Here is a 19,697-nt window from a genome sequence, read left to right as displayed (position 1 = left end):
CGGCGGCGTACGATCGAGGACGTGACTGTGGCCCCAGAAGGACGCAAGCTGCTGCGGATCGAGACCCGAAACGCACAGACGCCGATCGAACGCAAACCCAACTGGATCAAGACCCGGGCGAAGATGGGCCCGGAGTACACCGACCTCAAAGGCCTGGTGCGCCGCGAAGGTCTGCACACCGTGTGCGAGGAAGCCGGTTGCCCTAACATCTACGAGTGCTGGGAAGACCGCGAGGCGACCTTCCTCATCGGTGGCGAGCAGTGCACCCGGCGCTGCGACTTCTGCCAGATCGACACCGGCAAGCCGGCCGCGCTCGACCGCGACGAGCCGCGCCGTGTCGCCGAGTCGGTCCGGTCCATGGGTCTGCGTTACTCCACGATCACCGGCGTCGCCCGCGACGATCTGCCCGACGGCGGTGCGTGGCTCTACGCCGAGACGGTGAAGCAGATCCACGCGCTCAATCCGGGCACCGGCGTCGAGAACCTGATCCCCGACTTCAACGGCAAGCCCGACCTGCTGCGAGAGGTCTTCGAGTCGCGTCCCGAGGTGCTCGCGCACAACGTCGAGACCGTGCCGCGGATCTTCAAGCGCATCCGTCCGGCCTTCCGCTACGAGCGGTCGCTCGACGTGATCCGGCAGGCCCGCGACTTCGGTCTGGTCACCAAGTCCAACCTCATCCTCGGCATGGGCGAGACCCCCGAGGAGGTCACCGAAGCGCTGCACGACCTGCACGACGCCGGCTGCGACATCATCACGATCACCCAGTACCTGCGGCCCTCCCCGCTGCACCATCCGGTCGAGCGCTGGGTCAAGCCGCAGGAGTTCGTCGACCACTCCGAGACCGCCCGCGAGATCGGGTTCGCCGGTGTGATGGCCGGACCGCTGGTGCGTTCGTCGTACCGCGCAGGTCGCCTGTACGCGCAGGCGATGGCTCATCACGGACGCGAACTCCCCGCCGACCAGGCGCATCTCGCCGAAGAGGGCACAGCGTCCCAGGAAGCCGGCGCGGTTCTCGCGCGCTTCGGCAACTGACGTCGCGCAGGTTCGTAACGGCCCCGGTGGTGGTAAAGGTGCCACCACCGGGGCCGTATCCTTGAATACATGGCGAAGGGCAGCAAGACCGACAAGGAAGCGAAGGCCGCGGCGAAGGCCGCACGCAAGCAGGCGTCGAAGGAGCGTCGAACCCAGCTGTGGCAGGCGTTCCAGATCCAGCGCAAAGAGGACAAGGCACTCCTGCCGTGGATGATCGGCGCCCTCGTCGGTTCGATCGTGGTGTTCTTCGTCGTCGGTCTGCTCTTCGGCATCCAGTGGTTCCTGCTGCCGGTCGGCATCCTCGTCGGCGTCCTGTCGGCCTTCATCATCTTCGGGCGCCGCGTGCAGAAGAGCGTGTACTCGAAAGCCGACGGTCAGGCCGGTGCGGCCGCGTGGGCGCTCGACAACCTGCAGGGCGCGTGGCGCGTGACCCAGGCGGTCGCGGGCACCACCCAGCTCGACGCCGTGCACCGCGTGATCGGACGCCCGGGAGTGATCCTCGTCGGTGAGGGCAACCCCGGTCGCGTGAAGGGTCTGCTGGCCCAGGAGAAGAAGCGGGTCGCCCGACTGGTGGGCGACACCCCGATCTACGAGTTCGTCGTCGGCAACGACGAGGGCCAGGTCCCGCTCTCCCAGTTGCAGAAGCGTCTGAACAAGCTGCCCCGCAACATCGACACCAAGCGGATGGACACCATCGAAGGTCGTCTGTCGGCGCTGAGCTCGAAGAAGTCCGGTCCGGCCATGCCCAAGGGCCCGCTTCCCGCCGGCGCGAAGATGCGCAGCGTGCAGCGCACCATGCGTCGCCGCTGACCTTCCGTATACACCGAAGGCCGCTCGCCTCTCGTCCCGGGACGAGAGGCGGCCTTCGGTGTATACGGAGAAGGGGCGGCGGGCCAGCGCGAACGAACGACCGCGCGGTCAGCGCGAACGAACGACCGCGGTGCCGGTGGCGCGGTCCTGGAGGCCGCGACCGTCGACGTCCGTGACGAGCGCCGGAGCGATGAACACCAGCAGGACCTGGCGTGCGAGCGCTCGCACGATGCCCACTCGCACGGGAGCGTCCACCCGCGCCACCTGGAGGCCGGCGACGAACTGCCCCGGCGTGAACGAGAACAGGCTCACGCACCCCACGCCCACCACGAACCAGATGATCAGGGTGTACGACGACAGCAGCGGACTCTCGAGGGGGTTGCCCCCGACCAGACCGGCGGCGATCGCCATGGCCATGAACCAGTCGATCACGAGGGCAAGCACCCTGCGGCTCGTGGGCACCATGGAACCGGGGCCGTGCTCGGGGAGGCCGAGCAGCTGCCCGGGATAGTCCTGCTCCTGCCGGAGACCTTGGGGAAGCGCCGCAGCAGGCCCGGAAAGCCAACTGCCCGTCATGCGTGCCATGACACCAGGATAAGCTCTCCTGGGCGGACCAGCGTCGACCCGTGTTGGCAGTGGTGACTTATACCACCTTTTCGACCTCACTGCAGGACGAAGACATGTGTAACACCCACGAAACATAGGCTTGATGGACGGGCAACACCAGATCCATAACGTCTGATCCGACGCAGGCGCCCAGCACCCATGGCGCGCACCGACTGAAGGAGCACAAGCGTGGCGTTCACCACGGCCGAAGAGGTATTCAAGTTCATCGCGGAAGAGAACGTCGAATACGTCGACGTCCGCTTCACCGACCTGCCCGGCATCGAGCAGCACTTCTCCATCCCGGCCAAGGCCTTCAACGAGGACGTGCTCGAGGACGGTCTGGCATTCGACGGTTCCTCGGTCCGTGGGTTCCAGTCGATCCATGAGTCCGACATGCTGCTGCTCCCCGATGTGACGACCGCGCGTCTGGATCCCTTCCGCGCAGCCAAGACGCTCAACATCAGCTTCTTCGTCCACGACCCCTTCACCCGCGAGTCCTACAGCCGCGACCCCCGCAACGTCGCGCGCAAGGCCGAGGAATACCTGATCAGCACCGGCATCGCCGATACTGCCTTCTTCGGCGCCGAGGCCGAGTTCTACATCTTCGACTCGATCGCCTACGACTCGAAGATCAACGGCGCCTTCTACGAGATCGACGCGGTCTCCGGTTCCTGGAACACCGGCGTCGAGTACAACGCCGACGGCACCCCCAACCGCGGCTACAAGGTCCGGGCGAAGGGCGGCTACTTCCCCGTCGCACCGTACGACCACTACGTCGACCTGCGCGATCAGATCGCCACCAACCTCGCCGATGCCGGCTTCGAACTCGAGCGCGGCCATCACGAGGTGGGCACCGGCGGCCAGGCCGAGATCAACTACAAGTTCAACACCCTGCTCGCCGCGGCCGACGACCTGCAGCTGTTCAAGTACATCGTCAAGAACACCGCGTGGCAGGCCGGCAAGACCGTCACCTTCATGCCGAAGCCGCTGTTCGGCGACAACGGTTCGGGCATGCACGTGCACCAGTCGCTGTGGAAGGACGGCAAGCCGCTGTTCCACGACGAGGCCGGCTACGCAGGCCTGTCCGATGTGGCCCGCTGGTACATCGGTGGCATCCTGCACCACGCGCCGTCGCTGCTCGCCTTCACGAACCCGACGATCAACTCGTACCACCGTCTGGTGCCGGGCTACGAGGCTCCGATCAACCTCGTGTACAGCCAGCGCAACCGTTCGGCTGCCGTGCGTATCCCGATCACGGGCAACAACCCGAAGGCCAAGCGCCTCGAGTTCCGCGCTCCCGACTCCTCGGGTAACCCCTACCTGAACTTCGCGGCGCAGATGATGGCCGGCCTCGACGGCATCAAGAACAAGATCGAGCCGCTCGCCCCGGTCGACAAGGACCTCTACGAGCTCCCGCCGGAGGAGGCCAAGAACATCCCGCAGGCTCCGACGAGCCTGTCGGCCGTCATCGACAATCTCGAGCGCGACCACGAGTACCTCACCGAGGGCGGCGTCTTCACCACCGACCTCATCGAGACCTGGATCTCGCTCAAGCGCGAGCAGGAGATCGCTCCGGTCAACCTGCGTCCGCACCCCTACGAGTTCCAGCTGTACTTCGACTGCTGAGTCGGATCCGGTAGGCACTCTTCGAGAGGCCGCTCGTCCCCTGTTCGGGACGGGCGGCCTCTCGTCTTTTCCGCACCGGCATCCTCGCGCGCCGAACCGGGGCTCGCCCCGGCTGCAGCGGTAGCGAACCCCGGTTCGGCACGCGAGATGCGTTCGTTCCTCATCGGATCCGACCGAATCGCGACCGATTCCAGAAAAGTGGTCCATAGTGGGCACGTGCCCTCGACGCAGGATTTCTCCGAGCGGTTACGTGCAGCGGGTCTTCGCGTGACCCGGCAGCGTCTGGCGGTGCTCGATGCGGCGCACGAGCACCCGCACGCCGATGCCGATCGCATCTTCGATGCGGTCGGCGCCGTCGTTCCCGGCATCGGCCGGCACACCGTGTACGACATCCTCCACGCGCTCTCGGCACGTGGACTGCTCCGGCGAATCCGGCCCGCAGGCTTTCACGCGCGGTACGAAGTGCGTGTCGGCGACCGCCATCACCACCTCGTCTGCCGGTCCTGCGCCGCGATCTCGGATGTCGGCCACACCCTCGGCGACTCGCGTTGCCTGACGCCGGTGGACGACGCAGGTTTCGACGTCGACGAGGCGGACGTCGTCTTCTGGGGCCTGTGCCGCGACTGTTCGACAGACGACCTACGACCACAGCCCGAAATCGGTCCGATCCACTGATCCGGAAGGAAACCGCAGTGTCCGAAAGCGAAAACCCGGCAGTCCCCGCCCCCGAGCCGTCACCGCACCGGCCGAGGACCAACCAGGACTGGTGGCCGGAACAACTGGATCTGACGGTGCTGCACCAGCATTCACCGTTGTCCAATCCGATGGAACCCGACTTCGACTATTCGAAGGAGGTCGAGACACTCGACGTCGAAGCGCTCCGTCAGGATCTCTTCGACCTCATGACGAACTCGCAGGACTGGTGGCCGGCCGACTTCGGTCACTACGGCGGTCTGCTCATCCGGACGGGCTGGCATTCGGCCGGCACCTACCGCATCGCCGACGGCCGGGGCGGCGGCGGCAAGGGTGCGCAGCGGTTCGCCCCGCTCAACAGCTGGCCCGACAACGTCAGCACCGACAAGGCGCGTCGTCTGCTGTGGCCGATCAAGCAGAAGTACGGCCGCAAACTCTCGTGGGCCGACCTCATCATCTTCGCCGGCAACTGTGCCTACGAGTCGATGGGTTTCACGACCATGGGCTTCGCGTTCGGCCGCGAGGACATCTGGGAGCCCGACGAGGTCTTCTGGGGCCCCGAGGACACCTGGCTCGGCGACGAGCGATATGCGGGCGAGCGCGAGCTCCAGGGTCCGCTCGGCGCGGTGCAGATGGGTCTGATCTACGTCAACCCCGAAGGACCCAACGGTAATCCGGAGATCCTCGCATCCGGACGCGACATCCGCGAGACGTTCGCCCGGATGGCGATGAACGACGTCGAGACGGCGGCGCTGATCGTCGGCGGCCACACCGTCGGTAAGACCCACGGTGCGGCACCGGCCGACAATCTCGGTCCCGAACCCGAAGCCGCGCCGCTCGAACAGCAGGGACTCGGCTGGAAGAACTCGTTCGGCACCGGCGTAGGCGGCGACACGATCACCAGTGGCCTCGAGGTCACGTGGACGCCGACTCCGACGAAGTGGGACAACACCTTCCTCGAGACCCTCTACGCCTTCGAGTGGGAGAAGACCAAGAGCCCCGCCGGGGCGTGGCAGTGGACGCCGAAGGACGGCGGCGGCGCCGGTACGGTGCCCGACGCGCACGACCCGTCGAAGAAGCACGCACCCGCGATGCTCACGAGCGACCTCGCTCTTCGTTACGACCCGATCTACGGCGAGATCACCCGCCGCTGGCTCGATCACCCCGAGGAACTCGAGCGCGAATTCGCCAAGGCGTGGTTCAAGCTCCTGCACCGCGACATGGGTCCGATCTCGCGGTACCGCGGCCCGTGGATCCCGGAACCCCAGATCTGGCAGGACCCGGTACCGGAGGTCGACCACGAGCTGATCGACGAGAGCGACATCGCGTCGCTCAAGAGCACGGTCCTCGAGTCGGGAGCAACCGTCCCGCAGCTCGTCGCGGCCGCGTGGGCGTCGGCTGCGAGCTTCCGCGGAACCGACAAGCGCGGTGGGGCGAACGGCGCGCGGGTGCGGCTCGAGCCGCAGAAGAACTGGGAGGCCAACGAACCCGAGCAACTCGCACAGGTTCTGCAGATCCTCGAAGGCATCCAGGAGCAGTTCAACAGCTCGGGCGGGAACAAGAAGATCTCGCTGGCGGACCTGATCGTCCTCGCCGGGAGCGCCGCGGTGGAGAAGGCCGCCAAGGATGCCGGGCACGAGATCACGGTGCCGTTCACACCCGGCCGCACGGATGCCACGCAGGAGTGGACGGACGTCGAATCGTTCGCGGTGCTCGAACCGAAGCACGACGGCTTCCGCAACTACTTGCGCGGCGGCGAGAAGCTCCCACCCGAGAAACTGTTCCTCGAACGGGCGAACCTGCTGACGTTGACGGCTCCCGAGATGACGGTGCTCGTCGGCGGTCTGCGTGTTCTCGGCGCGAACCACGGGGGCGGCACGCACGGGGTCTTCACCGACCGTCCGCAGACCCTGACGAACGATTTCTTCGTCAATCTGCTCGACATGGGAACCGAGTGGAAGGTCTCCCAGAACAGTGAGGGCGTCTACGAAGGTCGCGCTCGGGGATCGGACGAGGTCGAGTACACCGCGACCGCCGTCGACCTCGTCTTCGGGGCCAACTCGCAGTTGCGGGCGCTGGCCGAGGTCTACGCGGCCGACGATGCAGGCCCGAAGTTCGCGCGTGACTTCGTCGCGGCCTGGACGAAGGTGATGGACCTGGATCGCTTCGACCTGAAGAAGTGAGGGCCTCAGCGGTCCACGACCGCGCCTGATGCACCACTCCGGAGCCACCCGCCGTACTCGGCGGGTGGCTCCGCAGCGTGCGGCGAAGGGGTACCGAGAAAACGGACTGGACAGACTTACTACACACAGGTGTACCGTGGGAGTGCGATTTTGGTGATATGTGTCACATTCCGCTCTCGGGGGGAGCAGATGCGACGAGGTCCGTACTCGAACGACTCGTCTCCCTGGGAGGCCCCACCATGCGTAGATCTCTCATCTCGGCGGCCTGTGCCGCCGCACTCCTGTCCCCTGTCCCCCTGTCCGTCGCACTCGCCGGCACCGCAGCGGCACAGACCGACGTCTCCGTCGTCGGGATGTCACAGGAACAGGCCCGGACAGTGCTCTCCGACGCCGGAGTCCCCTACATCATCCTCAACCGTTCCGGCAGCACCATGCAGAACTGCCGGGTGACCGAGCAACGCGACCGCGGCTACGACGTCGAGGTCGAATACGACTGGAATCACGAAGACGGGACATGGGACAAGACCGAGGTCGAGGTCTGGCGAGGACTCGCACTCGTCATCGTCTGCGATTGACGGCCGACTAATCCCAGAAGACCCGCTCGACGACCGCCCGCGCACGCCGCGTCACGCGCAGGTAGTAGTCGAGGAACTCCGACGCGTCCTCGCCACGCCAACCCGTCACGCGGGCAACCGCTTCCAGCAACCGTCCGGGACCGGGGAGTTGGTCGGTCGGTTTACCGCGCACGAGCACGAGGCAGTTGCGCGCATCCGTCGCGGTGATCCACGCCGTCCGGAGAAGTTCGACGTCGGTGGCGCTGAGCAGTTCGGCGGCTCCGATGGCGTCGAGCGCGTCGAGCGTCGAGGTCGTGTGCAATGCCGGGATGCCGTATGCGTGCTGGAGCTGCAGCAACTGCACGGTCCACTCGATGTCGGCGAGCCCACCCCTGCCGAGTTTGGTGTGGGTCGCCGGATCGGCGCCGCGCGGCAGCCGCTCGGAGTCGACGCGGGCCTTGATCCGCCGGATCTCGCGGACGGCCTCGTGGGAGACCCCGCCCTCGGGATACCGCACGTCGTCGATCATGTGCAGGAAGCGTGTGCCGAGTTCGCGATCCCCTGCGACGGCATGCGCGCGCAGCAGAGCCTGGACCTCCCACACCTCGGCCCACTGCGTGTAGTACGCGCGGTAGGACGCGAACGTCCTCACGATCGGACCACTGCGACCTTCCGGACGCAGATCCAGATCCACCTCGAGAGGCGGATCGGTGCTCGGCGCACCCAGCAGTCGCCGCACCTGTTCGGCGATGCTCGTGGCCCACTTGACCGCATCGGTCTCGTCGGCGTCCGGCAGCGGATCACACACGAACAACACGTCCGCATCGGATCCGTAGCCGAGTTCGCCGCCACCGAGCCGTCCCATCCCGATCACGGCGATGCGGGCCGGGGCCGGTCCGCGAGACTGTACCGAGGCACGGATCACCGCATCGAGCGCGGCTTCGAGCACGCCCGCCCATACCGCGGACAACGCCTTGCACACCTGCGGCACGTCGAGCATCCCGAGGATGTCGGCGCTCGCGACCCGCGCGAGTTCGGCACGGCGGAGTGAGCGCGCGGCGGCGATCGCGCGTGCGGGATCGGAGTAGCGCGACGACGAGGCGACGAGGGCGCGCGCCACCTCGGGCGGGTTCGCCTCGAGCAGCCGCGGCCCGGTCGAGGCGTCGGCGTACAGGCGGATGACGTCGGGAGATTTCACCAGCAGGTCGGCGACATAGGCCGACGAGCCGAGAACCGTCATGAGGCGTTCGGCCACCGCCGGTTCGTCGCGCAGCACCCGCAGGAACCAGACGGTGTCGTAGAGCGCATCGGACAGCCGTCGATAGGCGAGCAGGCCGGCATCGGGATCGGTTGTCTCCCCGAGATATTCGAGCAGTTGCGGGAGCAGCAGCGCCTGGATTCGCGCCTTGCGTGAGGCCCCGCCGGACAGCGCAGCCAGGTGTTCCATCGCGTGCTGCGGGGCGTTGTAGCCGAGCGCCGCGAGCTGGCGGACCGCCGCGTCGGGCGACAGGCGCAGGGCTTCCTTGTCGAGCTTGCTCACCGAGTCGAGCAGCGGCCGGTAGAACAGGCGCGCGTGCAGTTTGCGGATCCGCGACGAGTTGCGCTTGATCTCCGATTCGAGAACGCCGAGCGCGTCCTTGCGTCCGTCCGGTCGCATGTGGGCGGCACGGGCGAGCCAGCGCAGCGCCTCGCGGTCCTCCGGGGGAGGCAGGGTATGGGTCCGCTTGAGCCTCTGCAACTGCAACCGGTGTTCGAGCAGGCGGAGGAATTCGTAGGACGCCCGCATGTTCGCCGCATCGTCGCGGCCCACATAGCCGCCGTCGGCGAGCGCGCACAGCGCTTCGACGGTGTTGGGGACGCGGAGCGACTCGTCGACGCGGCCGTGCACGAGTTGCAGCAACTGCACGGCGAATTCGACGTCGCGGAGGCTGCCGCGTCCGAGCTTGAGTTCGCGCTCGCGCAGTTCGGGCGGGACCATCTCCTCGACCCGGCGCCGCATCGCCTGCACATCGGGGACGAAGTCCTCGCGTTCGGAGGCGGTCCACACCATCGGGCTCATGGCGTCGATGTACCGGCGGCCGAGGTCGAGATCCCCGGTCATCGGTCGCGCCTTGAGCAGCGCCTGGAACTCCCAGGTCTTGGCCCACCGGTTGTAGTACGCGACATGGGATTCGAGGGTGCGGACGAGTTCGCCGCGCTTGCCCTCCGGGCGCAGCGCGGCATCGACCTCGAAGAACGCCGACGTGCCGATGCGCATCATCTCGCCGGCGATCCGGCTCGCCCGGGCATCGGCGGGTTCGGCGACGAACACGACGTCGACGTCGCTGACGTAGTTCAGTTCGCGCGCACCGCACTTGCCCATCGCGATGACGGCGAGGTCGATCGGGCACGGGCCGTCCGGAATCACCGTGGACACGGCCACCGCGAGCGCCGCGGTCAGCGCCGCATCGGCGAGGTCGGCGAGCAGCGCACCGACCTCGAGATAGGGCACCACCGGTTCGTTCTCGACCACCGCGGCGAGATCGGCGGCGGCGATCAGCATGAGCTGGTCGCGGTAGGTGGTCCGCAGCGCCGCGACCGCGTGTGGGCCGACGAGTCCGGCCCGGTGGATCAACCGGCCGGGCCGCCCGTCGGGCTCGGGCTCGGCGTCGACGCTGTCGAGCATCCGCGCCGTGAAGGTGTGCTTGTCGGGCAGCGCCGCGCTGCCCGCGAGCATCGTCCAGCGATCCGGATTGGCGACGACGTGGTCGCCGAGCGCCGACGACGCACCGAACAGCCCGAACAGCCGGCCGCGCAGGCCTGTGTCCGAGCGGAGCGCCGAGTCGAGGTCCGTCCAGTCGTCACCGAGCGCGTCGGCCAGTCGCACGAGAGTGCGCAACGCCAGATCCGCGTTCGGGGCACGGGACAGCGACCACAGCAGTTCGACGCTGTCGGCGTCGTTCCATCCGAGTCGAGCGAGTTCGGCAGGGGCGGTCGGCTCGACGAGGCCGAGCCGACCGGGGCCGGGAACTACCGAACGCGCGCTGGGCGGTCTCACCACGTTTCCATCGTCGCTTACAACCCCAGGTACTGCTCGAGTTCGAACGGGGTGACCTGGCTGCGGTAGTTCTCCCACTCCCGCCACTTGTTGCGCAGGAAGTAGTCGAAGACGTGCTCACCGAGGGTCTCGGCGACGAGTTCGGACTTCTCCATCTCGCGCAGCGCGATGTCGAGATCGGTGGGCAGTTCGCGGTAGCCCATGGCGCGACGCTCGGCGGAGGTCAGCGACCATACGTCGTCCTCGGCCTCGGGTGCGAGCTCGTAACCCTTCTCGATGCCGCGCAGACCGGCCGCGAGCAACACCGCGAAGGTGAGATAGGGATTGCACGCCGAGTCGGGGGTGCGGATCTCGACGCGCCGCGACGACGCCTTGTTCGGGGTGTACATCGGGACACGCACGAGCGCGGAGCGGTTGGACGGACCCCAGCAGGCGGCCGTCGGTGCCTCTCCACCGTGCACGAGACGCTTGTACGAGTTGACCCACTGGTTGGTGACGGCGCTGATCTCGTTGGAGTGTTCGAGGATGCCGGCGATGAACGCCTTGCCGGTCGCCGAGAGCTGCAGCGGGTCGTCCGGGTCGTGGAAGGCGTTGGTCTCACCTTCGAACAGCGACATGTGGGTGTGCATCGCCGACCCGGCGTGGTCGCGGAAGGGCTTGGGCATGAAGGTGGCCCGCACGCCCTCCTGCATCGCGATCTCCTTGACCACGTAGCGGAAGGTCATGACGTTGTCGGCCATGGACAGCGCATCGGCGTAGCGCAGGTCGATCTCCTGCTGGCCCGGTGCGGTTTCGTGGTGGCTGAACTCCACCGAGATACCCATGGATTCGAGCGCGTCGATGGCGTGACGCCGGAAGTGCGGGGCGGAACGGTGCACCGACTGGTCGAAGTAGCCGCCGATGTCGGCCGGCACGGGTGCACTGCCCTCGGGGCCGTCCTCGACGAGGAAGAACTCGATCTCGGGGTGCACGTAGCAGCTGAACCCGAGATCGGAAGCCTTGTTGAGCTGACGCCTCAGCACGTGGCGGGGATCGGCCCAGCTCGGGGTGCCGCCGGGCATGGTGATGTCGCAGAACATCCGGGCCGAGTACTGGTGGCCCCGGTCGTCGCTCCAGGGCAGCACCTGGAAGGTGGTGGCGTCGGGACGCGCAACCATGTCGGCTTCGGAGATGCGGGAGAAGCCCTCGACGGCCGAGCCGTCGAAGCCGATGCCCTCCTCGAAGGCCCCTTCGAGTTCGGCAGGCGCGATCGCCACCGACTTGAGAGTGCCGACGACGTCGGTGAACCACAGACGCACGAACCGAATGTCGCGCTCTTCGAGGGTGCGGAGCACGAACTCCTTCTGGCGATCCATACCCGCGAGACTAGGCACAATCCGTTAATTCCGTGTTACATCGGCAGGCGCATCCGGATGGCGTGTCGCTCACACGCCCCTCCGGTCAACAGCGAGGATCCCGCGCGGGCACCTCGAGATCCACCAGATAGCTGGTCACAGCGGTGTCCACGCACTCGTTGCCGTCCAGGGCGACGGTGTGCTGCGTTCCCTCGAAGGTCACCAGGACACCACCGAGCCGGGCGGCGAGTTCGACCCCCGCGTCGTAGGGGGTCGCGGGATCCCCGGTCGTCGAGACCACGAGCACGGGCGGCAGATCGCGAACGTCGGGAGTGTGCGGTTCCCCGGTGGCCGGCACCGGCCAGAAGGCACAGACGTCGAGGGCCGCCGATCCGGTGCCGCGGCCGTCGTCGAGGAAGGGTGCGGCCGCGCGGAACCGCGTGTCGAGTTCGCCCGCGAGCGCCCGGTCGGTCACCGGTGGGTCGTCCACGCACCGGATCGCGTTGAAAGCGTCGGTGATGTTGCTGTAGGTGCCGTCCTCGCCGCGCCCTTCGTAGAGATCGGCGAGCCGCAACAGGGTGTCGCCGGTGCCGGTGCTCGCGAGCGACTCCAGCCCGCCGCGCAACGACCCCCACAGCGTCGGCGAGTACAACCCCTGCTGCACGCCGGTGATCGCGTCGCGGTGACTCAGTCCGCGCGGGTCGGTCGTGGGTGCGGGAGCGTCGAGCAGCGGGTCGACGAGCGCCCGGAACCGCTCGGCGGCCCGGCCGGGATCGGCCCCGAGGGGGCATCCGGCGTACTGCGCACAGTACGCCGCGAATTCGTCGAAGGCTTTCCGGAAGCCGTCGGCCTGCAGAACGATCTCCTCGACCGGGTCCTGCTCGGGGTCGATCGCACCGTCGAGCACCATGGCCCGCACCCGACCGGGGAAGGCCTCGGCGTAGAGGGTGCCGAGCCGGGTTCCGTACGAGTAGCCGAGATAGGTCAGCGCGTCGTCGCCCAGAACGCCGCGAAGCACGTCCATGTCCTGCACGACCTCACGAGTGCCGACGTGGGCGAGCAGGTCCGTACCGTTGCGTTCGGCGCACAACTGCGCGTACTCGCGATTGCGCTTCTCCGCCTCGGCGATGCCCTCGGGGCTCGTGTCCCCGTCGTCGAGGGCGCGGTCGGCGTCGAACTCGGCGTCGGTGAGGCAGCGGACCGCCGGTTCGGACGACCCGACACCGCGAGGGTCGAAGCCGATCACGTCGAAGCGGTCGGCAAGGACGGTGCTGTCGGCGGCGAGCGCCGTCGACAGCCCCGAGGCGCCCGGTCCGCCGGGATTGACCAGCAGGGAACCGATCCGGTCGCCCGTGGCGGCCAGGCGCGACACCGCGAGGGTGATCACCTCACCGCTCGGATCCGCGTAGTCGAGCGGAACCTCGAGCCGTGCGCATTCCACGCCCTGCCGCTCCAGCATCGGCCCCTCGGCGCCGTACGGCCCGCACGACCCCCACTCCGGGTCCTGTCGGTAGAACCGTTCGAGTCCGGGAACCACTCCGACCGCCGAGGGCTGCCGTGCCTCCTCGACGGCGTCACCGCACGCGGTCGCCGCCGCAGCGGCCACGAGCGCCAGGACGGACAGACGACGGATACGCGCACGAACAGGGTGGGGCACGATCCGATCGTGCCACGGACAGAGCTGCGCACTGCCCTCGCCACCGGCGCTGTTCACCACCGGCGGCGCAGTGGTGTGACGAATCGCACCGCCCCGGAATCTTCGCGGGTTCCGGCCCGAGTGGCAGACTGAGACGGTCATCACCCGACCCGGGGACCCCGAGGGCCTCGAGGAAGAAAGGGACAGTGATGTCCGACAACGTGACGTCCGTATACGGTGGCGCGGCTTCCGCTGCAGCCTCTGCCGACACCCCCAAGCGCAAGACACGAGTCCATCACCTGCAGGCGATGAAGGCCGAAGGCCGCCGCTGGGCAGAGTTGACGGCCTACGACTACTCCTCCGCCCGCATCTTCGAGGAGGCGGGCATCCCCGTCCTGCTCGTGGGCGATTCGGCAGCCAACGTCGTGTACGGCTACGACACCACGGTGCCCGTGACCGTCGACGAGCTCCTCCCTCTCGTCCGCGGCGTCGTGCGCGGTGCTCCGCACGCGCTCGTCGTCGCCGACCTGCCGTTCGGTTCCTACGAGTCCTCGCCCGAACAGGCCCTTGCGACGGCCGTGCGGTTCATGAAGGAGGGCGGCGCCCACGCGGTGAAGCTCGAGGGCGGCGAGCGGATGGCTCCGCAGATCGCCGCGATCACCGCCGCCGGCATCCCCGTGCAGGCACATATCGGCTTCACCCCGCAGTCCGTGAACACGCTCGGCGGGTTCCGGGTGCAGGGACGCGGCGACGGCGCCGAGCAGCTCGTCGCCGATGCGATCGCCGTCCAGGAGGCGGGCGCCTTCTCCGTCGTGATGGAGATGGTGCCGGCCGATCTGGCCGGGCAGGTCACCCGCAAGCTGAGCATCCCGACCGTCGGCATCGGCGCCGGCAACGAGTGCGACGCCCAGGTCCTCGTCTGGCAGGACATGGCCGGCTACACGAGCGGGAAGACCGCGAAGTTCGTCAAGAAGTTCGGGCAGGTGGGCGACGAACTGCGCCACGCCGCAACGCAGTACGCAGCAGAAGTGGCGCAGGGCACCTTCCCGGGGCCCGAGCACTCCTTCTGAGGATCTGCGACGACGGGCACCATCGACGAGTTCGGTGGTGCCCGTCGCATTTTTCGGGCACCTTCCGGATCGGTGGCAGACTCGACGACGACCCGACCGTACGAAACCACGAGGTGTCCATGCAGCTCCGCTTCAGTCTCGTCCCCGCCGTCACCGCCGCACTGGCCGGTGTTCTCGTCGGCTGCGCACCGGCTCAGGATCCGGCACCCAGCGGAACGTCGACCGACGCCACGGTCGAGACGTCGCGGTCGACGGAGCCCACGCGTTCGCCGTCCGCGGCAGGCTCACCCTCGGAAGCCGGAGCCGGGGGCTTCACCGAAGCGCAGACCGCCGACCTGTGTGCTCGTCTCGAAGGTCAGTTGTCGAACTGGCGCACCTACACCCCGTCGGTGGGTCGCGGCGGCCTCAACATCCTCGTCGGTGAATGGGGTGCGGCGAACGGTGTCGATCTCGTCGTGCTCGCGGGCGACCGGGGCCGCATCGACGCGGCGACCTCCGCGCAGTGCCCGCAGGTGCGCGAGGAGGCCCTGCGCGGCCTCGACATTCCCGATCTCGCGTCGGGTCTCGTCGGGTTCTGACCCGTGGAGCGACGCGAACTGTATCCGCCGATCGAGCCGCACGCGACGGGCATGCTCGACGCCGGCGACGGCCAGCAGCTGTATTGGGAGGTCAGCGGTAACCCGCAGGGCAAGCCCGTGGTCTTCCTCCACGGCGGTCCCGGTGGCGGCACCGCACCCCTGCACCGCCGCTTCTTCGACCCGGCCGCCTACAGGATCGTGTTGTTCGACCAGCGCGGCTGCGGCCGGTCGCGGCCCCACGTTGCCGATGGTGCGGATCTGTCGGTCAACACCACCGACCACCTCGCCGCCGACATCGAACGCCTGCGTGCCTTCCTCGAGGTGGACAGGTGGATGGTGTTCGGCGGGTCGTGGGGATCGACTCTCGCCCTCGCGTACGCCCAGCGGTACCCCGAGCGTGTCACCGAACTCGTCCTTCGTGGGATCTTCCTGCTGCGCCGCAGCGAGATCGACTGGTACTACAACGGCGGCGCCGGCCGGCTGTTCCCCGAGGCATGGGAGGGCTTCTGCGCCCCGCTCGCCGGGGCCGGGGCGGGCGAGCATCCCGTGGACGTCTACCACCGTCTGCTGCACTCGACCGATCCGGACGTCGCCCTGAACGCGGCCATCGCGTGGTCCACCTGGGAGGGCGCCACGAGCTCGCTGTTGCCGAACCCGTACCGGGTCGCGGAAACCGCCGAACCCCGGTTCGCGTTGGCCTTCGCCCGCATCGAGAACCACTACTTCCACCACCGCGGCTTCTTCGACGAGGGGGCGCTCCTGCGCGACGCGCACCTGCTGCGCGACATCCCGGGTGTGATCGTGCAGGGCCGCTACGACGTGGTGTGCCCGGCGCGCAGTGCCCACGACCTGCACGAGGCGTGGCCGTCCTCCCGGCTGCACCTCGTCGACGATGCGGGACACGCGGCGACCGAACCGGGGATCGTCCACCGGCTCGTCGAGGCCACCGACTCCTTCCGCTGACAGCGGATCAGGCGGGCAACCGCCCGAAGCCGATCACGGCGTCGTCACCGGCCGGGTCGAGTTCGTGGACGCGGATCCGGCCCATCTCGTTGCCGCCGACGGTGATCGCCGAATCACCGTCGACGGCGACGACGATGTTCGTGTGCTCGCGCTGGCCGACGCCGATCCTGTTGTGGTACAGCACCACGTCGCCGACCTCCGGCCGGTAACCCGTTCCTGCCGGTTCGTAGCGGCCCGTCTGCTCGTAGTACTCCTGGAGTGTGTACACGCCCGGGATCCGCCAATGACCCGAGTGCGGATTGGACAGCGGCACACCGGCTTCCCGCATGATCCAGCTGACGAAGTCGGCGCACCACGCTTCGCGGACGCCCTCCGAGTAGAACGTGCCGGGCGGTTGCGCCTCGTGCTGTTCCTCGAGCAGTTCGACGATCCGCACCTGCGCCGGCGACAACGCCGACGTGTCGATCTCGGGGAACGACGCACTGTCCCAGGGGAACAGCCGGTTCGGCAGGATCCACCACACGAGCACCGCGAGCGCCGCGCACAACGCGACCGCGACGGCGAGGACGGCAGCGACCGGACGTCGCCGCCGCGTGGTCTCACCGGTCATGGTCGAAGCGGATCTTGCGGGCCTGCGGGTCGGCGAGGGTGAGCCGCACCCGCACGGTGCTGCCCTCCTCGGGTGCCCCGCCGCACGGGCCGATGACGGTCTCGGAGGCGACGAACACCTCGGCGTCATGCCGGTCGGTGGCTTCCTTCAGCACCGTCGCCTCGAAGGTCTCCCCCACTCGCGGCGCGAGCACGACGGCCTCGGCCAGGTCGATGCACGCCCGGTTCACCTTGCCGGCGAGCGAATCGGTCGACGACATGATCTTCGGCATCGCGGACAGTTCGGCGCGCACCGCCTCCGGGACGGGCAGGCCCGACGACACCGCGAGGCACACCTCGGTGGCGTATCGGTCGGACAACCGGCGCAATGGCGCGGTGACATGCGCGTAGGGCGCGCCGATCGCTCCGTGCAGGATGGTCTCGGGCAGTTCACCGTCGAAGGCGGCGTAGGACGCCCCGCGCAGTAGCGTCGGCGCTTCGCTCATCAACACGAGCGTGCGCGGATCGTGGGCGTCGAGTCCGGCGAGGAAGGACCCGACTCCCATCTCCGGCGGCCACGGCACGTCCAACGACCGAGCGGTGCGACGCAGCCCGTCGACCGCCGCGGGATCGGCGGCGGGAAGGGTGCGCAGCAGACCGACCCCGGCGTCGATCATCATCTGCGCGGCGCACATTCCGGTGAGCAGCGAGATCTCGGAGTTCCACTCGTCGGCCTCGGTCCGCGGTTCGATCTGCAGCCTCCAGCCGTCGCCGTGCGGCACGACGTCCTGCGTGGGCAGGCGCAGTTCGATCGCGCCGCGCGCGAGCGCCGCGGCCGCGCGCAACCGGCCGAAGTCGGGCAACGCCTCGACGGACGGATGCAACCTGTCCGCGTCGGCGTCGCGCTGCACTCCGGCGTAGTCCATGCGCGCGACCGACCGGACGAGCGCGCGCCGCACGCTCACCGCGACGGGCTCCCCGCCGTGGTCGGTCTCGATCCGCCACAGCGCCGCGGGGCGGACGACGTCCGGCAGCAGGCTCGCCGTGCCCTCGGACACTTCGCGTGGATGCAGCGGAACCGAGCCGTCGGGCAGGTAGAAGGTCTGCCCGCGACGATGTGTCTCGGCGTCGAGAGCGCCGCCCGGTTCGACGAGTGCGTACACGTCGGCGATCGCGTAGTGCAGCACGAAACCGTCGTCGGTGCGTTCGAGGTGCAGCGCCTGATCGAGATCCATCGATCCGGGTGGGTCGATGGTCACGAGCGGCAGGTCGGTGCGGTCCTCGCGGACGTCCGCGTAGCGGTCGGCCGCCTGCCGTGCCTCGTCGAGGGCATCCGACGGGAAGCCGTCGACGAGGTCGAATTCGGCGCGCACGTCGGCGAAGTCGATCGCCGGCGCGACGACGATGGGAGTGGTCACCACGATGCTCGGGAACTCCTGCGGTTCCGGGTGCTCGTCGTCGAACTCAACCGTTCTTCCAGTCGTCGTCGGCGGCGTCGGCCGCCTTGTTCCGCTCTGCCGCGATCTCCAGCGCCCGCTGAGCGGTCTCCCGATCCGGGTAGGGCCCCATGCGGTTGAGGGCGTGCGGATCCTTGCCCTGGGAGACCTTCCCCGTACGCACGTCGTAGTACCAGCCGTCGTCGCTCATGGTCTCAGTGTGCCCGAACGACGTCCTCGTGTACGGGCAACCCGTCGGCGGGCGTGGCGCGGTACTGTCGGGCCGCACACATGTGCTCGATGTCCGAACGCGCATGTGCTCGATGTCCGAACGAAGGAGCACGCCATGTCCTACATCCTCTACGACGCGTTGCTGCCCTGGCTGGGTCCGGATGCGGCCTCGTACTGGGCGCACCTGCTGGTCATCGATCCGATCTGATCCGACCGGTGGCTACGCGGGGGGACCGGGAGACGCCGGGCGAACGAGCCGGCCTGTAAGCCGGATCCTGTCCCCCGCCGAAACGGGGTGGCGACCATCCATCTGGGCACACCGTCGCCGGGTACCTCGAGCGGTTCACCCGCAGGCTCGGGCGAGCAGCCCTCGAACACCTGCGCAGTCGCACCGCACGCGATGCGACCTTCAACCTTGCTCCGGGCGGGGTTTACCTAGCCGCCCCGGTCACCCGGGGCGCTGGTGCGCTCTTACCGCACCCTTTCACCCTTACCTGCCGTACGGCAGGCGGTTTGCTTTCTGTGGCACTGTCCCGCGAGTCACCTCGGGTTGCCGTTAGCAACCGCCCTGCTCTGTGGAGTCCGGACTTTCCTCGATTCGGGGCCTGGCACCGTCCGGTGCCGGTTCCCCGCGCCGCGGCCGCCCGGCCGACTCGTTCGCTCGAACAGACTATCCCGCAGTGTGTCGGCGCCGCCAACTACGGTGCCCGTATGACGCGACTCGTGGCTCTGCTGCGCGGAATCAACGTCGGCGGCATCCGGATCCGGATGGCCGATCTGAAGGAGGTCTTCGACGCTCTCGGCTTCGAGAACGTCCGCACCGTGCTCGCCTCCGGCAACGTGCTCTTCGACGCCGACGACGACCCCGCCACCGCGAAGGCCGGGATCGAGGCCGCGCTGACCGAGCGGTTCGGTTACGAGGCCTACACGTTCGTCCTCGAGCAGTCGTTTCTCACGCGGGTCGTCGAGGCCTATCCTTTCGACGCCACCCGTACGGACCGGCATTCGTACGTGGTGTTCGTGTCCGATCCCGCAGTGCTCGAAGAGTTCGCCGCCCGGTCGGGCGATCTCGATCCGAAGGTGGAGTGCATCGAGCAGGGCGAGGCCGTCCTCTACTGGCAGGTGGAGAAGGGTTCGACGCTCGACAGTGCCGTGGGGAAGCAGTCGGGTGCGGCGCGGTACAAGGCGACGACGACCGTCCGGAACCTCAACACGCTGCGGCGGCTGATCTGACGGGGCAGGTCACCGGCCCGCCGGACGATCCCCGGATGCGCACACGCCCTGACATCCCACCGGAGAAAATTTCCCGGCGACCGTGTA

17 protein-coding genes and 1 other RNA gene are annotated in these 19,697 nt (G+C 68.3%); 10 read left to right on the top strand and 8 right to left on the bottom strand.

Annotation, left to right across the window (positions count from 1 at the left end; all coding sequences use genetic code 11):
* Nucleotides 1–21: 21 nt before the first annotated feature.
* Together lipA and A8G18_RS12605 are read left to right on the top strand one after the other, a co-directional pair.
* Nucleotides 22–1,032: a lipoyl synthase gene (gene lipA, locus A8G18_RS12610; protein WP_026003343.1), complete on the top strand. Its 1,011-nt coding sequence runs from the start codon at nucleotides 22–24 to the stop codon at nucleotides 1,030–1,032.
* A gap of 69 nt (nucleotides 1,033–1,101) precedes the next feature.
* Complete coding sequence (locus A8G18_RS12605; RefSeq protein ID WP_064064141.1) at nucleotides 1,102–1,842, top strand: DUF4191 domain-containing protein; 741 nt, start codon at nucleotides 1,102–1,104, stop codon at nucleotides 1,840–1,842.
* Between the two features lie 108 nt (nucleotides 1,843–1,950).
* Here the strand turns inward: A8G18_RS12605 and A8G18_RS12600 are convergent, their stop codons facing one another.
* Entirely contained in the window at nucleotides 1,951–2,427 is a 477-nt protein-coding gene (locus A8G18_RS12600; protein WP_064064140.1) for an RDD family protein, read from the bottom strand.
* 210 nt (nucleotides 2,428–2,637) lie between these two features.
* On the opposite strand from A8G18_RS12600, the gene glnA (A8G18_RS12595) reads away from it, so the two are divergent.
* From glnA (A8G18_RS12595) to A8G18_RS12580, 4 genes are all read left to right on the top strand, one after another.
* Entirely contained in the window at nucleotides 2,638–4,074 is a 1,437-nt protein-coding gene (gene glnA, locus A8G18_RS12595) for a type I glutamate--ammonia ligase (protein WP_064064139.1), read from the top strand.
* Between the two features lie 216 nt (nucleotides 4,075–4,290).
* Nucleotides 4,291–4,749 (top strand): Fur family transcriptional regulator, encoded by a 459-nt coding sequence (locus A8G18_RS12590; protein WP_172506052.1) that lies wholly within the window; start codon nucleotides 4,291–4,293, stop codon nucleotides 4,747–4,749.
* A 17-nt stretch (nucleotides 4,750–4,766) separates the two neighbouring features.
* Nucleotides 4,767–6,950 carry a catalase/peroxidase HPI gene (gene katG / locus A8G18_RS12585; protein WP_115311472.1) on the top strand — a complete coding sequence of 728 codons (2,184 nt, stop codon included), beginning with the start codon at nucleotides 4,767–4,769 and terminating at the stop codon, nucleotides 6,948–6,950.
* A gap of 239 nt (nucleotides 6,951–7,189) precedes the next feature.
* Nucleotides 7,190–7,525 (top strand): hypothetical protein, encoded by a 336-nt coding sequence (locus A8G18_RS12580; RefSeq protein ID WP_064064138.1) that lies wholly within the window; start codon nucleotides 7,190–7,192, stop codon nucleotides 7,523–7,525.
* A gap of 7 nt (nucleotides 7,526–7,532) precedes the next feature.
* Here the strand turns inward: A8G18_RS12580 and A8G18_RS12575 are convergent, their stop codons facing one another.
* The 3 genes from A8G18_RS12575 to A8G18_RS12565 form a co-directional block, all read right to left on the bottom strand.
* The gene (locus tag A8G18_RS12575) at nucleotides 7,533–10,544 is read right to left on the bottom strand and encodes a bifunctional [glutamine synthetase] adenylyltransferase/[glutamine synthetase]-adenylyl-L-tyrosine phosphorylase (RefSeq protein WP_064064137.1); all 3,012 of its coding nucleotides are present in this window, start codon (nucleotides 10,542–10,544) and stop codon (nucleotides 7,533–7,535) included.
* Nucleotides 10,545–10,558: 14 nt separating this feature from the next.
* Nucleotides 10,559–11,896: a type I glutamate--ammonia ligase gene (gene glnA / locus A8G18_RS12570; protein WP_006554416.1), complete on the bottom strand. Its 1,338-nt coding sequence runs from the start codon at nucleotides 11,894–11,896 to the stop codon at nucleotides 10,559–10,561.
* 85 nt (nucleotides 11,897–11,981) lie between these two features.
* The gene (locus A8G18_RS12565) at nucleotides 11,982–13,532 is read right to left on the bottom strand and encodes an alpha/beta hydrolase (protein ID WP_084421768.1); all 1,551 of its coding nucleotides are present in this window, start codon (nucleotides 13,530–13,532) and stop codon (nucleotides 11,982–11,984) included.
* A gap of 188 nt (nucleotides 13,533–13,720) precedes the next feature.
* On the opposite strand from A8G18_RS12565, the gene panB reads away from it, so the two are divergent.
* From panB to pip, 3 genes are all read left to right on the top strand, one after another.
* Nucleotides 13,721–14,581 carry a 3-methyl-2-oxobutanoate hydroxymethyltransferase gene (gene panB, locus A8G18_RS12560; RefSeq protein ID WP_064064135.1) on the top strand — a complete coding sequence of 287 codons (861 nt, stop codon included), beginning with the start codon at nucleotides 13,721–13,723 and terminating at the stop codon, nucleotides 14,579–14,581.
* Nucleotides 14,582–14,700: 119 nt separating this feature from the next.
* Entirely contained in the window at nucleotides 14,701–15,159 is a 459-nt protein-coding gene (locus A8G18_RS12555; RefSeq protein ID WP_037222351.1) for a hypothetical protein, read from the top strand.
* A 51-nt stretch (nucleotides 15,160–15,210) separates the two neighbouring features.
* A complete protein-coding gene (pip, locus tag A8G18_RS12550; protein WP_064064172.1) occupies nucleotides 15,211–16,122 on the top strand; it encodes a prolyl aminopeptidase in 912 nt (303 codons plus the stop codon).
* Nucleotides 16,123–16,129: 7 nt separating this feature from the next.
* On the opposite strand, the gene A8G18_RS12545 is transcribed toward pip, so the two are convergent.
* From A8G18_RS12545 to rnpB, 4 genes are all read right to left on the bottom strand, one after another.
* The gene (locus tag A8G18_RS12545; RefSeq protein ID WP_016932683.1) at nucleotides 16,130–16,732 is read right to left on the bottom strand and encodes a CHAP domain-containing protein; all 603 of its coding nucleotides are present in this window, start codon (nucleotides 16,730–16,732) and stop codon (nucleotides 16,130–16,132) included.
* The gene (locus A8G18_RS12540) at nucleotides 16,722–18,131 is read right to left on the bottom strand and encodes an RNB domain-containing ribonuclease (protein WP_064064134.1); all 1,410 of its coding nucleotides are present in this window, start codon (nucleotides 18,129–18,131) and stop codon (nucleotides 16,722–16,724) included. The genes A8G18_RS12545 and A8G18_RS12540 overlap by 11 nt, the downstream gene beginning before the upstream one ends.
* A 43-nt stretch (nucleotides 18,132–18,174) precedes the next feature.
* Entirely contained in the window at nucleotides 18,175–18,357 is a 183-nt protein-coding gene (locus A8G18_RS12535) for a hypothetical protein (protein WP_006554424.1), read from the bottom strand.
* A 268-nt stretch (nucleotides 18,358–18,625) separates the two neighbouring features.
* An RNA gene (gene rnpB, locus A8G18_RS12530) (RNase P RNA component class A) lies at nucleotides 18,626–19,033 on the bottom strand.
* A 55-nt stretch (nucleotides 19,034–19,088) separates the two neighbouring features.
* Here rnpB and A8G18_RS12525 point away from each other — a divergent pair.
* Nucleotides 19,089–19,610, top strand: coding sequence for a DUF1697 domain-containing protein (locus tag A8G18_RS12525; protein ID WP_064064133.1), 522 nt, complete (start codon nucleotides 19,089–19,091; stop codon nucleotides 19,608–19,610).
* Nucleotides 19,611–19,697: the final 87 nt, after the last annotated feature.

This window comes from Rhodococcus gordoniae (genome assembly GCF_001646655.1).
Taxonomy (GTDB): domain Bacteria; phylum Actinomycetota; class Actinomycetes; order Mycobacteriales; family Mycobacteriaceae; genus Rhodococcus; species Rhodococcus gordoniae.
This window is presented reverse-complemented; position numbering and strand designations above follow the sequence as displayed.

Coding starts and splice junctions, on each gene's coding strand:
- A8G18_RS12605 (WP_064064141.1), top strand. CDS start 1,102: ATGGCGAAGGGCAGCAAGACCGACAAGGAAGCGAAGGCCGCGGCGAAG.
- A8G18_RS12600 (WP_064064140.1), bottom strand. CDS start 2,427: ATGGCACGCATGACGGGCAGTTGGCTTTCCGGGCCTGCTGCGGCGCTT.
- A8G18_RS12580 (WP_064064138.1), top strand. CDS start 7,190: ATGCGTAGATCTCTCATCTCGGCGGCCTGTGCCGCCGCACTCCTGTCC.
- glnA (WP_006554416.1), bottom strand. CDS start 11,896: ATGGATCGCCAGAAGGAGTTCGTGCTCCGCACCCTCGAAGAGCGCGAC.
- panB (WP_064064135.1), top strand. CDS start 13,721: ATGTCCGACAACGTGACGTCCGTATACGGTGGCGCGGCTTCCGCTGCA.
- A8G18_RS12555 (WP_037222351.1), top strand. CDS start 14,701: ATGCAGCTCCGCTTCAGTCTCGTCCCCGCCGTCACCGCCGCACTGGCC.
- pip (WP_064064172.1), top strand. CDS start 15,211: ATGCTCGACGCCGGCGACGGCCAGCAGCTGTATTGGGAGGTCAGCGGT.
- A8G18_RS12545 (WP_016932683.1), bottom strand. CDS start 16,732: ATGACCGGTGAGACCACGCGGCGGCGACGTCCGGTCGCTGCCGTCCTC.
- A8G18_RS12535 (WP_006554424.1), bottom strand. CDS start 18,357: ATGAGCGACGACGGCTGGTACTACGACGTGCGTACGGGGAAGGTCTCC.
- A8G18_RS12525 (WP_064064133.1), top strand. CDS start 19,089: ATGACGCGACTCGTGGCTCTGCTGCGCGGAATCAACGTCGGCGGCATC.